We start from the raw sequence: 12,716 nt of genomic DNA, 5'->3' as shown, positions 1-12,716 counted from the left end.
TTCTTAAATGCAGCCAGCGTCCCTGCTGGCCTCAGCATCAATCCATTACATTGATTTTTAATAGATCTTTTATTTGCGATTGCTTGTCGCTATTTTGCAGCCAAATCGCATACAGCGGCCGCGAAAGGGTAGTGGAATCCACCACGGTATGCAGTCCAGGCTTGGTATCTGCCCAACGGACTGGTAACCAGGTGCAACCCTTCAGCAAGGGGAGTTGCTGACAGGCAATCTCGGCAGAACTGGTTGTTAACTGTGGAACATCATCAGGTGCGATCAATCCCGTCTCATGTTGCTGAAAATCAGGTCCCCACTCCAGCCGCAAATAGGTCAGGTCTGCTTTCATCTTTGAAGGTTCAGAAGCATAAAGAGCCAGACCGAACTGTCCAACAATCTGGCTGCTAAATTCGTCCATCTTGGGGGCTTCTGTAGTGATCAGCAGATCCAACTGACGCTCATGAAGTTGCTTAACTAGCGACTGACGTTGCGCAATTCTGGCTTCAAATTGTAAATGCCCATGGGAGTGATATAGCCGGGTAAGCCACTGACTGAGCATGCATTCCCACAGAGATGCGCTGGCCCCTATCGAGAACTCGTTGTGCCTCGACGTATGCGCAACCTCTTTGCGCGCTGCCTGCCAGGTATTCATCAATGTCTCCGCATACGGAAGCAGTTTTTCACCGGCAGGCGTGAGGCGGATATTGTTGCGATGGCGGGTAAAAAGATTCACACCCAGTTGATTTTCCAGCTGTCGAATACGAAAACTGACTGCTGACTGCGTCAGGTAAAGGGCTTCAGCGGCTCGCCCGAAGTGACGCGTTCTACTCACTTCAAGGAAAGTTTTTAGCAATTCCGTATCCACATCTTTCTCCGCAAAATAATTTGTCGTTATGATTTAAATGTTTTGTTTTACACTCTGTCAAGCGTAACTAATACTCCGCGCCATAAATAGCTCGGCCAAAGAATTAGGAGCGTGTAGGATGGCGGAAAGCTTTACGACGACTAATCGTTTTTTCGACAATAAACATTATCCGCGCGGGTTCTCTCGTCACGGCGATTTCACCATCAAAGAGGCGCAGCTGCTTGAGCGTCATGGTTATGCCTTTAACGAGCTGGATCTGGGTAAACGTGAGCCTGCAACTGAAGATGAAAAACAGTTTGTCTCAGTGTGCCGTGGTGAGCGTGAGCCGCAGTCTGAAGCAGAACGTGTATGGATCAAGTACATGGCTCGCATTAAGCGTCCAAAACGTTTCCATACGCTGTCTGGCGGTAAACCGCAGATGGAAGGTGCAGAAGACTACACCGAGTCTGACGACTAATAAAAAAAGGGGCTACGGCCCCTTTTTTTATGCCAGTAACTTTTGCAGATGCAAAAGCAAACGATCGATCGCCCGATAGCTCAGCGCTTCCTGCAAGTGTTTCCTCGCAATATCAGTACAGCCCTCCACGTCCGCAATGGTTCTGGCTACTTTTAACAAGCGCTGCCACGCACGTATGGAAAGCCCAAAGCGCGTCAACGTCTCCTCCAGCCAAGCCGCATCTTCAACGTTAAGAGAACAAAACTGTCGGATCCCTGCATTATCCAGTCGTGCATTCAGCCTGTTTTGACGGGCATACTGTCTCGCCTGTGCCGCGATAACCCGCTCGCGAACATGCGCGGAGCTTTCACCCAGTTTATCCGTCTGCCTGAGCAGGCCCGGCGGCGGAAGGGGGATTTCCAGTGATAAATCGAAACGGTCGAGAAACGGGCCAGACAGCTTTCCCAGATAGCGCAGCGTCTGCTCTGGCGTACAGCGGTTATGGTTGCCCTGATAATGCCCCGTCGGACTGGGGTTCATCGCCGCCACGAGCTGAAAACGGGCGGGATAGCTTATTTTGGCTCGCGTGCGTGAAATATTTATCTCACCGGATTCAATGGGCTCCCTCAGCGCATCCAGCACGCGGCGCTCAAACTCAGGCAGCTCATCGAGAAACAGAATGCCATTGTGTGCCAGCGAGATCTCACCCGGCCCCGGAATAGACCCACCACCGACCATTGCCGTCAGTGACGCGCTATGATGCGGGGAACGAAAGGGACGTCGACGCCACTGTTTGTGCAACGACGTCGAACCGATCAGGCTATAGATGGCAGCGCTTTCCAGCGCTTCATGGTTATTAAGCGGCGGGAGCAATCCGCTTAGCCTGCTTGCCAGCATGGTTTTGCCCGTACCCGGCGGGCCAATCAGCAGGAGATTGTGCCCACCCGCTGCCGTAATCTCCAGCGACCGTTTCCCTTGCTCCTGTCCCATGATCTCGCTGAGGTCTTCTGGCGCATCCGCTATAGCCTCGTCGTACTCTTCCGGCTCGGACAGTTCATGGCGGCCTTCCAGCCAGGCGCACACTTCCTGAAGATGCCCGGCGATGAGACATCCCTTTTCTGCAATAAGACTCACTTCTGATGCGTTTTCATTGGCCACAACGATTTGCCGCCCTGCACGTATGGCTTCCAGCGCTCCCGATATCGCACCGGGAACGCCTCTCAGTGCGCCTGTGAGCGCGAGTTCACCCACGAACTCATACGAGCCTAGCCTGGTCGTATTAAGCTGCTCAGAAGCCGCGAGAAGCGCAATTGCGATAGGTAAATCGTATCGCCCACCCTCTTTGGGCAGGTCGGCGGGAGCAAGGTTGATGGTGATCTTCTTTGCGGGGAAGGTATAACCGCTGTTTATTATTGCGCTACGAACGCGATCCCTGGCCTCTTTAACCGTGGTTTCAGGTAACCCGACAAGCGTGAGTCCGGGCAGCCCATTACTCAAATGAACCTCTACGGAAATAAGCGGAGCCTTTACCCCGAGAGCTGCTCGCGTATAAACAACTGACAGTGACATTTGTACTACCTCCTGGTCTGACTATGCCAGTGCCTGTTTTCTCTGTTTAGCCTCTTTTTACGTATTTACGCCGCCTGTTCAGAGATTTTCAGGGTGCATTGAAACCATTGCATCACCGTGGAAGCACACTCGCAAAATGTAAAAAGACGCGCTTTAAGGGTTAGATCTGCAATAAAAAAATGAAAAATATTCACTTCCAAATTTCCTCATATAAAACAATGCGTTCATGAAATTTGGTTCGCTTGCTAACCAAATCCTTCATAAATAAATCTTGTGTTTGATTTAAAAACTGTGATAACTCTTTAGGTATTCCTTCGAACAAGATGCAAAAAGAACTGAAAATGACAGCCCTTCTACGAGTGATTAGCCTGGTCGTGATTAGCGTGGTGGTGATTATTATCCCACCGTGCGGGGCTGCACTTGGACGAGGAAAGGCTTAGAAATCAAGCCTTAACGAACTAAGACCCCCGCACCGAAAGGTCCGGGGGTTTTTTTATGACTAAAAAACTTAAATGAGGAGCAGAGAATGACGACTAGCACAAAATTCTGTTTCTCCAGATTTATGACGGGGAACTAACTATGAATGGGGCACAATGGGTAGTACATGCGTTGCGCGCGCAGGGAGTCGAAACCGTATTCGGTTATCCGGGTGGCGCAATTATGCCGATTTACGATGCACTGTATGACGGCGGCGTGGAACACCTCTTGTGCCGGCACGAGCAGGGCGCAGCGATGGCAGCCATTGGTTATGCCCGCGCGACCGGTAAAACCGGTGTGTGCATGGCGACCTCAGGTCCGGGCGCAACGAACCTGATCACCGGCCTGGCTGACGCGCTGCTCGATTCCGTTCCTGTCGTGGCGATTACCGGTCAGGTGGCCTCTCCGTTCATCGGCACCGATGCCTTCCAGGAAGTAGACGTCCTCGGCTTATCGCTGGCTTGCACCAAGCACAGCTTCCTCGTTCAGTCCCTCGAAGAGCTGCCGCGCGTGATGGCCGAAGCGTTCGAGGTTGCCAGTTCTGGCCGTCCTGGCCCGGTTCTGGTAGATATCCCGAAAGATATCCAGGTTGCACCTGGCGATCTGGAGCCGCATTTCTCCACCGTGAAAAGCGACGATGCGTTTCCGCATGCAGAGGTTGAAGAGGCGCGTCAGATGATGGCGCAGGCGAAGCAGCCGATGCTGTACGTCGGCGGCGGGGTGGGGATGGCGCAGGCTGTTCCGGCGCTTCGCGCGTTCCTTGCAACCACGCAAATGCCCGCCACCTGCACCCTGAAAGGTCTGGGTGCGGTAGACGCGGACTACCCGTACTACCTCGGCATGCTGGGAATGCACGGCACTAAAGCGGCAAACCTGGCGGTGCAAGAGTGCGACTTGCTTATCGTCGCAGGCGCCCGTTTCGATGACCGCGTCACCGGCAAGCTGAATACCTTCGCGCCGAATGCCAAAGTGATCCATATGGATATCGACCCGGCGGAGATGAACAAACTGCGTCAGGCGCACGTGGCGTTGCAGGGCGATCTTAACGCGCTGTTACCGGCGCTGGAGCAGCCGCTGGATATCAACGCATGGCGTCAGCACACCGCAGACATGCGCGCTGAGCATGCCTGGCGTTACGATCACCCAGGCGATGCCATCTATGCGCCGCTGCTGTTGAAGCAGTTGTCCGACCGTAAACCCGCCGACAGCGTGGTGACGACGGATGTGGGCCAGCATCAGATGTGGTCAGCCCAGCACATGACCTACACCCGCCCGGAGAACTTCATCACCTCCAGCGGCTTAGGCACGATGGGCTTTGGCCTGCCGGCAGCCGTTGGCGCACAGGTGGCCCGCCCGAACGATACCGTGATCTGTATCTCCGGTGACGGCTCCTTCATGATGAACGTTCAGGAGCTCGGCACCGTGAAGCGCAAGCAGTTACCGCTGAAGATCGTGTTGCTCGATAACCAGCGTTTAGGGATGGTTCGCCAGTGGCAGCAGCTGTTCTTCCAGGAGCGTTACAGCGAAACAACCCTGACCGATAACCCCGATTTCCTCACCCTGGCCAGCGCCTTCGGCATTCCTGGCCAGCACATCACCCGTAAAGACCAGGTTGAAGCGGCACTCGACACCATGCTGTCAAGCGAAGGGCCATACCTGCTTCATGTCTCAATCGACGAGCTTGAGAACGTCTGGCCGTTGGTACCGCCCGGTGCCAGTAACTCACAAATGCTGGAGAAATTATCATGATGCAACATCAGGTCGCCGTGCAGGCTCGCTTCAACCCGGAAACGTTAGAACGCGTATTGCGCGTGGTTCGCCACCGTGGCTTTCAGATTTGCTCTATGAATATGGAAACGGCCACCGACGCCCAGAACATCAGTATCGAATTAACCGTTGCCAGCCCGCGGCCGGTCGACTTACTGTTTAGTCAGTTATCAAAGCTGGTAGACGTTGCCCATGTTGCCATCTGCCAGAGCACAACCACATCACAACAAATCCGCGCTTGAGCGTGACAGGACGAAAAAATGACGACAAAAAAAGCTGATTACATTTGGTTCAATGGTGAGATGGTTCGCTGGGAAGACGCGAAAGTTCACGTGATGTCCCATGCGCTGCACTACGGTACCTCCGTGTTTGAAGGCATCCGTTGCTACGATTCTCACAAAGGGCCAGTGGTGTTCCGCCATCGCGAACACATGCAGCGTCTGCATGACTCAGCCAAAATTTATCGTTTCCCGGTCTCTCAAAGCGTTGATGAGCTGATGGAAGCCTGCCGCGAAGTGATTCGCCAGAACAAACTGACCAGCGCCTATATTCGTCCGCTGGTCTTCGTGGGTGACGTGGGCATGGGCGTGAACCCGCCGGCCGGTTACAACACCGATGTGATCATTGCTGCGTTCCCGTGGGGCGCCTACCTGGGCGCAGAAGCACTGGATCAGGGGATCGACGCAATGGTTTCTTCCTGGAACCGCGTGGCGCCAAACACCATCCCGACCGCCGCTAAAGCGGGCGGTAACTACCTCTCCTCACTGCTGGTCGGCAGCGAAGCGCGCCGCCACGGCTATCAGGAAGGCATCGCCCTCGACGTGAACGGCTACATCTCAGAAGGCGCGGGCGAAAACCTGTTTGAAGTAAAAGACGGCATTCTGTTTACCCCGCCGTTCACCTCTTCCGCGCTGCCGGGCATCACCCGTGATGCGATCATCAAGCTGGCGAAAGATCTGGGTATCGAAGTGCGCGAGCAGGTGCTGTCCCGCGAATCCCTCTACCTGGCAGACGAAGTGTTCATGTCCGGTACCGCGGCTGAAATCACGCCGGTTCGCAGCGTAGACGGTATCCAGGTGGGCGAAGGCCGCTGTGGCCCGGTCACCAAGCGCATTCAGCAGGCGTTCTTTGGCCTCTTCACCGGCGAAACAGAAGACAAATACGGCTGGTTGGATCAGGTTAATCACTAAATATAAATGTGGGACGGCACGCACCGTCCCATTAAATAGTCAGACGGGAGTCAATAAAGCATGCCTAAGTATCGTTCAGCCACCACCACCCACGGCCGTAACATGGCGGGTGCCCGCGCACTGTGGCGCGCCACCGGAATGACCGACGCCGATTTCGGCAAGCCGATTATCGCCGTGGTGAACTCCTTCACCCAGTTTGTACCGGGCCACGTGCATCTGCGCGATCTCGGTAAGCTGGTTGCCGAGCAAATCGAAGCCTCCGGCGGCGTGGCGAAAGAGTTCAACACCATTGCGGTGGATGACGGTATCGCAATGGGCCACGGGGGAATGCTCTATTCACTGCCGTCGCGCGAGCTGATCGCCGACTCGGTGGAGTATATGGTCAACGCCCACTGCGCCGATGCGATGGTCTGTATCTCCAACTGCGACAAAATCACCCCGGGGATGCTGATGGCCTCCCTGCGTCTGAACATTCCGGTGATCTTCGTCTCCGGCGGTCCGATGGAGGCGGGTAAAACCAAGCTCTCCGACAAAATCATCAAGCTCGACCTGGTCGATGCGATGATCCAGGGTGCAGACCCGAAAGTCTCTGACGAACAGAGCGATCAGGTGGAACGCTCCGCGTGCCCGACCTGCGGCTCCTGTTCCGGCATGTTCACGGCCAACTCCATGAACTGCCTGACCGAAGCGCTGGGCCTTTCCCAGCCGGGCAACGGCTCGCTGCTGGCGACCCACGCCGACCGTAAGCAGCTGTTCCTCAACGCCGGTAAACGTATCGTTGAGCTGACCAAACGCTACTACGAGCAGGACGATGCCAGCGCGCTGCCGCGCAATATCGCCAGTAAAGCGGCGTTCGAAAACGCCATGACGCTGGATATCGCCATGGGCGGCTCCACCAACACCGTTCTGCACCTGCTGGCCGCCGCGCAGGAAGCCGAAATCGACTTCACCATGAGCGACATCGACAAGCTCTCCCGCAAAGTGCCGCAGCTGTGTAAAGTCGCGCCGAGTACCCAGAAGTACCACATGGAAGACGTGCACCGTGCGGGTGGCGTCATCGGTATCCTGGGCGAGCTGGATCGCGCCGGGCTGCTGAACCGCGACGTGAAAAACGTGCTTGGCCTGACGCTGCCGGAATCGCTGGATCAATACGACGTGATGCTGACCAAAGACGACGCGGTGAAAAAGATGTTCCGCGCCGGTCCGGCCGGTATTCGCACCACCCAGGCGTTCTCGCAGGATTGCCGCTGGGACACGCTGGATGACGACCGTGCTGAAGGCTGCATCCGCTCGCTGGAGCACGCCTACAGCAAAGACGGCGGTCTGGCGGTGCTGTACGGTAACTTTGCGGAAAACGGCTGCATCGTGAAAACCGCAGGCGTGGATGACAGTATCCTGAAATTCACCGGTCCGGCGAAAGTGTACGAAAGCCAGGATGAAGCGGTAGACGCGATTCTCGGCGGCAAAGTGGTGGAAGGCGACGTGGTTGTCATTCGCTACGAAGGGCCGAAAGGCGGCCCGGGCATGCAGGAGATGCTCTACCCAACCACCTTCCTGAAATCGATGGGCCTCGGTAAAGCCTGCGCGCTGATCACCGACGGTCGTTTCTCCGGCGGCACGTCTGGTCTCTCCATCGGCCACGTCTCCCCGGAAGCGGCAAGCGGCGGCAACATCGCGATCATCGAAGATGGCGATCTGATTGAAATCGACATTCCGAATCGCGGCATTCAGCTCAAGCTGAGCGACCAGGAGATTGCGGCCCGTCGTGAAGCGCAGGAAGCCCGCGGCGACAAAGCCTGGACGCCGAAAGATCGCCAGCGTGAAGTCTCCTTCGCCCTGCGCGCCTACGCGAGCCTTGCAACCAGTGCAGATAAAGGCGCGGTGCGCGATAAATCTAAACTTGGGGGCTAATGATGGCCGAGTCACAACCCTTATCCGCCGCCCCTGAGGGGGCGGAATACCTGAGAGCGGTGCTACGCGCGCCGGTCTATGAAGCTGTGCAGGTCACGCCCCTGCAAAAAATGGAAAAACTCTCCTCGCGCCTCGACAACGTCATTCTGGTTAAGCGCGAAGACCGCCAGCCGGTGCACAGCTTCAAGCTGCGCGGTGCCTACGCGATGATGGCCGGGCTGACGGATGAGCAGAAAGCGCGCGGCGTCATTACCGCGTCGGCGGGCAACCACGCCCAGGGCGTTGCCTTCTCCTCGGCCCGTCTGGGTCTGAAAGCGCTGATCGTGATGCCGGTTGCTACCGCCGACATCAAAGTCGACGCGGTGCGCGGTTTTGGCGGAGAAGTGCTGCTCCACGGCGCGAATTTTGACGAAGCCAAAGCCAAAGCGATTGAGCTGGCGCAGCAGCAGGGCTTTACCTGGGTGCCGCCGTTCGATCACCCGATGGTGATTGCCGGGCAGGGCACGCTGGCGCTTGAGCTGTTGCAGCAGGATGCCCATCTCGACCGCGTCTTCGTCCCGGTGGGCGGCGGCGGGCTTGCGGCAGGCGTGGCGGTGCTGATTAAACAGCTTATGCCGCAGATCAAAGTCATCGCCGTTGAGGCGGAAGACTCTGCCTGCCTGAAGGCGGCGCTGGACGCCGGTCATCCGGTAGACCTGCCGCGCGTTGGGCTGTTTGCCGAGGGCGTGGCGGTGAAGCGCATTGGCGATGAAACGTTCCGTCTGTGCCAGGAGTATCTGGACGATATCGTCACCGTCGACAGCGACGCCATTTGCGCGGCAATGAAAGATCTGTTCGAAGATGTACGTGCGGTGGCGGAGCCGTCCGGCGCGCTGGCGCTGGCGGGGATGAAAAAATACATCGCCCAGCACAACATTCGCGGCGAGCGGCTGGCGCACGTGCTCTCTGGTGCGAACGTGAACTTCCACGGCCTGCGCTACGTTTCCGAGCGCTGCGAGTTGGGCGAACAGCGTGAAGCGCTGCTGGCGGTGACCATCCCGGAAGAGAAGGGCAGCTTCCTCAAGTTCTGCCAGCTTCTGGGGGGACGTTCGGTAACGGAGTTCAACTACCGCTTTGCCGATGCGAAAGATGCCTGCATTTTTGTCGGCGTGCGTCTGAGCCGGGGCGTGGAGGAACGTAAAGAGATCCTCAGCCTGCTGCACGATGGCGGCTACAGCGTGGTCGATCTGTCCGACGATGAAATGGCGAAGCTGCACGTGCGTTACATGGTTGGCGGTCGTCCCTCAAAGCCGCTCCAGGAACGCCTGTTCAGCTTCGAGTTCCCGGAATCACCGGGCGCGTTGCTCAAGTTCCTGCACACGTTGGGCACGCACTGGAACATTTCTCTGTTCCACTACCGCAGCCACGGCACCGACTACGGGCGCGTGCTGGCGGCGTTCGAGCTGGGCGAGCACGAGCCGGATTTCGAAACGCGGCTGAACGAGCTGGGCTATGAGTGCCACGACGAAACCCATAACCCGGCGTTCAGGTTCTTTCTGGCTGGCTAGTGGTTCGGCAATATCGTCCAGAACGCATCAATAAGCGGCTCATGCAGCCGCTTTTTTTGTGCGCACACGCCTAGCTCAAACGGCGTCTTCTCGTCGCTGCGTTCTAAAATCATCACGCGGTTGCGCACCGGTTCCGGGCTGTTTTCCAGCACCACTTCCGGCAGCAGCGCCACGCCGCAGCCGAGCGCCACCATCGACACCATCGCCTCATGACCGCTAACGGTGGCGTAAATCGACGGATTGCTGATTTTCTGACGGCGGAACCACAGCTCGATGCGGCGGCGCACCGGCCCCTGATCGGCCATGATAAACGGCACCGTCGACCAGTCCGGTTTTTCTACCGATACCTGATTACGCACCGGGCAGGGCAGCGCCGGGGCAATCAGCACCACCGCCAGATTCTCCAGCATCGAGAACGCCACCGCGCCCGGCAGGGTTTCGGGTTTTCCGGCAATGGCCAGATCCGCTTCGCCGGTCACCACTTTTTCCATTGCGTCGGCGGCGTCGCCGGTGGTGAGCTTAATTTCAACCGACGGATGCGCTGCGCGGAAGCGGTCAAGGATGGGGGGCAGATGGCTGTAGGCGGCGGTCACGGAGCAAAAAATATGCAGCTCACCGGAGAGTGATGGCCCCTGCTGATCAATAGAGTGCCGCAGCTGCTGGTACTGTAACAGCGTCTGCTGGGCAAAAATGCGCAGCTCTTCGCCCGCTTCCGTGAGGGTAACGGTACGGTTATCGCGCACGAAAAGCGGCTGGCCGAGGTCTTCCTCAAGGCGCTGGATCTGGCGCGAAAGCGTGGACGGGCTGACGTGCATCGCCCGGGCGCTGCGGCCAAAGTGACGGCTTTCCGCCAGGTGCAGGAACATTTTTAGATCGCGTAAATCCACCGATTCCACTCCCTCTTTTTACATTGCAAAAATTGCAATGTGACGTTGTGAATATATCAATTTCCGCAATAAATTTCCTGTTGTAATGTGGGTACATTCTCGCTGAAACGCGACCCGAACAATAAGACACACAACATCACGAGGTATCACCCATGGCTAACTACTTTAATACACTGAACTTGCGCCAGCAGCTGGCGCAGCTGGGCAAATGCCGCTTCATGGCGCGCGATGAATTTGCCGATGGCGCAAGCTACCTTCAGGGTAAAAAAGTGGTCATCGTCGGCTGGTGGCGCCCAGGGTCTGAACCAGGGCCTGAACATGCGTGACTCCGGTCTGGATATCTCTTACGCCCTGCGTAAAGAAGCGATTGCCGAGAAGCGCGCTTCATGGCGTAAAGCGACTGAAAACGGCTTCAAAGTGGGTACCTATGAAGAGCTGATCCCGCAGGCGGACCTGGTCGTTAACCTGACGCCGGACAAGCAGCACTCTGACGTGGTGCGTTCCGTACAGCCGCTGATGAAAGACGGCGCCGCGCTGGGTTACTCCCACGGCTTCAACATCGTTGAAGTGGGCGAGCAGATCCGTAAAGACATCACCGTAGTGATGGTGGCGCCGAAGTGCCCGGGTACCGAAGTGCGTGAAGAGTACAAGCGTGGCTTCGGCGTGCCGACGCTTATCGCAGTTCACCCGGAAAACGATCCGAAAGGCGAAGGCATGGCGATTGCCAAAGCCTGGGCTGCGGCGACCGGCGGTCACCGCGCTGGCGTGCTGGAATCTTCCTTCGTTGCGGAAGTGAAATCTGACCTGATGGGCGAGCAGACCATTCTGTGCGGCATGCTGCAGGCGGGTTCTCTGCTTTGCTTCGACAAGCTGGTGGAAGAAGGTACCGACCCGGCATACGCAGAAAAACTGATTCAGTTCGGCTGGGAAACCATCACCGAAGCGCTGAAGCAGGGCGGCATTACGCTGATGATGGACCGCCTGTCCAACCCGGCAAAACTGCGTGCTTACGCGTTGTCTGAACAGCTGAAAACCATTATGGCGCCGCTGTTCCTGAAACATATGGACGACATCATCTCCGGCGAATTCTCTTCCGGCATGATGGCGGACTGGGCCAACGACGACAAGAAACTGCTGACCTGGCGTGAAGAGACCGGTAAAACCGCGTTCGAAACCGCGCCTCAGTATGAAGGTAAAATCGGCGAGCAGGAGTACTTCGATAAAGGCGTACTGATGATTGCGATGGTGAAAGCAGGCGTTGAGCTGGCGTTCGAAACTATGGTGGATTCCGGCATCATCGAAGAGTCTGCGTACTACGAATCTCTGCACGAGCTGCCGCTGATCGCGAACACCATCGCCCGTAAGCGTCTGTACGAAATGAACGTGGTTATCTCTGATACCGCAGAATACGGTAACTATCTGTTCTCTTATGCCTGCGTACCGCTGCTGAAAGAGTTCATGACCACACTGCAGACGGGCGATCTGGGCAAAGCGATTGCGGAAGGTGCCGTGGATAACGCGCAGCTGCGCGACGTAAACGAAGCGATTCGCAGCCACCAGATCGAGAAAGTGGGCCACAAACTGCGTGGCTACATGACCGATATGAAACGTATTGCTGTAGCAGGTTAACAACCTTGTCGGGTGGCGCTTCGCTTACCCGACCTACAAAAACGTAAGATGTAGGCCGGGTAAGGCGCAGCCGCCACCCGGCTTTTTTATTTGCGATACAGCACTTTAATAATGTGATAACCGAACTGGGTATGCAGCGGACCGGTTGGCTCCAGCACCGGGCAGGAGAAGACCACTTTATCGAACGCCGGAACCATCTGGCCCTGACGGAATTCGCCTAAATCGCCGCCACGCTTGCCTGACGGGCAAATAGAGTGCTTCTTCGCCAGCTTGCCGAAGTCGGCGCCGTTTTTGATCTGCTCCAGAAGATCCAGAGCCAGTTTCTCTTCTTTAACAAGAATATGCAGTGCTGCTGCTGTTTTTGCCATGATCGTGCCTTGAGTGGTATGGATTAGGCTCGCTATACTACCACGCTGTTATTCTCCCCTCCTGACTTTCATTGAG

Annotated in this window: 12 protein-coding genes and 1 pseudogene; 9 read left to right on the top strand and 4 right to left on the bottom strand. The window is 56.6% G+C overall.

What is annotated here, in order from left to right:
- Nucleotides 1-37 precede the first annotated feature (37 nt).
- On the bottom strand, nucleotides 38-859 hold the full coding sequence (gene hdfR, locus ACMGGH_RS04595) for an HTH-type transcriptional regulator HdfR (protein WP_028014823.1): 822 nt from the start codon (nucleotides 857-859) through the stop codon (nucleotides 38-40).
- A gap of 118 nt (nucleotides 860-977) precedes the next feature.
- Between hdfR and ACMGGH_RS04590 the strand changes: the two genes are divergently transcribed.
- A complete protein-coding gene (locus ACMGGH_RS04590) occupies nucleotides 978-1,316 on the top strand; it encodes a DUF413 domain-containing protein (protein ID WP_008501577.1) in 339 nt (112 codons plus the stop codon).
- Between the two features lie 27 nt (nucleotides 1,317-1,343).
- Here the strand turns inward: ACMGGH_RS04590 and ACMGGH_RS04585 are convergent, their stop codons facing one another.
- Nucleotides 1,344-2,864 carry a YifB family Mg chelatase-like AAA ATPase gene (locus tag ACMGGH_RS04585; RefSeq protein ID WP_049138398.1) on the bottom strand — a complete coding sequence of 507 codons (1,521 nt, stop codon included), beginning with the start codon at nucleotides 2,862-2,864 and terminating at the stop codon, nucleotides 1,344-1,346.
- 341 nt (nucleotides 2,865-3,205) lie between these two features.
- Between ACMGGH_RS04585 and ilvL the strand changes: the two genes are divergently transcribed.
- From ilvL to ilvA, 7 genes are all read left to right on the top strand, one after another.
- The gene (gene ilvL, locus ACMGGH_RS04580) at nucleotides 3,206-3,304 is read left to right on the top strand and encodes an ilv operon leader peptide (RefSeq protein ID WP_001311244.1); all 99 of its coding nucleotides are present in this window, start codon (nucleotides 3,206-3,208) and stop codon (nucleotides 3,302-3,304) included.
- Between the two features lie 86 nt (nucleotides 3,305-3,390).
- Nucleotides 3,391-3,441 carry a peptide IlvX gene (gene ilvX, locus ACMGGH_RS04575; protein WP_166792073.1) on the top strand — a complete coding sequence of 17 codons (51 nt, stop codon included), beginning with the start codon at nucleotides 3,391-3,393 and terminating at the stop codon, nucleotides 3,439-3,441.
- Nucleotides 3,442-3,443: 2 nt separating this feature from the next.
- Nucleotides 3,444-5,090 (top strand): acetolactate synthase 2 catalytic subunit, encoded by a 1,647-nt coding sequence (ilvG, locus tag ACMGGH_RS04570; RefSeq protein ID WP_069733812.1) that lies wholly within the window; start codon nucleotides 3,444-3,446, stop codon nucleotides 5,088-5,090.
- Complete coding sequence (gene ilvM / locus ACMGGH_RS04565; RefSeq protein WP_003860184.1) at nucleotides 5,087-5,350, top strand: acetolactate synthase 2 small subunit; 264 nt, start codon at nucleotides 5,087-5,089, stop codon at nucleotides 5,348-5,350. Before ilvG ends, ilvM begins: the two co-directional genes overlap by 4 nt.
- A gap of 18 nt (nucleotides 5,351-5,368) precedes the next feature.
- Entirely contained in the window at nucleotides 5,369-6,298 is a 930-nt protein-coding gene (ilvE, locus tag ACMGGH_RS04560; protein WP_003860182.1) for a branched-chain-amino-acid transaminase, read from the top strand.
- A gap of 60 nt (nucleotides 6,299-6,358) precedes the next feature.
- Nucleotides 6,359-8,209 carry a dihydroxy-acid dehydratase gene (gene ilvD / locus ACMGGH_RS04555; RefSeq protein WP_047366694.1) on the top strand — a complete coding sequence of 617 codons (1,851 nt, stop codon included), beginning with the start codon at nucleotides 6,359-6,361 and terminating at the stop codon, nucleotides 8,207-8,209.
- Nucleotides 8,210-8,211: 2 nt separating this feature from the next.
- The gene (gene ilvA, locus ACMGGH_RS04550) at nucleotides 8,212-9,756 is read left to right on the top strand and encodes a threonine ammonia-lyase, biosynthetic (protein WP_032660750.1); all 1,545 of its coding nucleotides are present in this window, start codon (nucleotides 8,212-8,214) and stop codon (nucleotides 9,754-9,756) included.
- Here the strand turns inward: ilvA and ilvY are convergent.
- Nucleotides 9,753-10,643 (bottom strand): HTH-type transcriptional activator IlvY, encoded by an 891-nt coding sequence (ilvY, locus tag ACMGGH_RS04545; protein WP_008501572.1) that lies wholly within the window; start codon nucleotides 10,641-10,643, stop codon nucleotides 9,753-9,755. The two genes, ilvA and ilvY, sit on opposite strands and share 4 nt — an antisense overlap.
- 152 nt (nucleotides 10,644-10,795) lie before the next feature.
- Between ilvY and ilvC the strand changes: the two are divergent.
- Nucleotides 10,796-12,272: pseudogene (gene ilvC, locus ACMGGH_RS04540) on the top strand (ketol-acid reductoisomerase).
- An 86-nt stretch (nucleotides 12,273-12,358) separates the two neighbouring features.
- On the opposite strand, the gene ppiC reads toward ilvC, so the two are convergent.
- Nucleotides 12,359-12,640 carry a peptidylprolyl isomerase PpiC gene (gene ppiC, locus ACMGGH_RS04535; protein WP_004886861.1) on the bottom strand — a complete coding sequence of 94 codons (282 nt, stop codon included), beginning with the start codon at nucleotides 12,638-12,640 and terminating at the stop codon, nucleotides 12,359-12,361.
- Between the last annotated feature and the right edge of the window lie 76 nt (nucleotides 12,641-12,716).

It is taken from the genome of Enterobacter sp. BNK-16 (assembly GCF_048684955.1).
GTDB lineage: Bacteria > Pseudomonadota > Gammaproteobacteria > Enterobacterales > Enterobacteriaceae > Enterobacter > Enterobacter bugandensis.
Note: the sequence above shows the minus strand (reverse complement) of the source record. Positions and strands in the feature narration are given on the sequence as shown.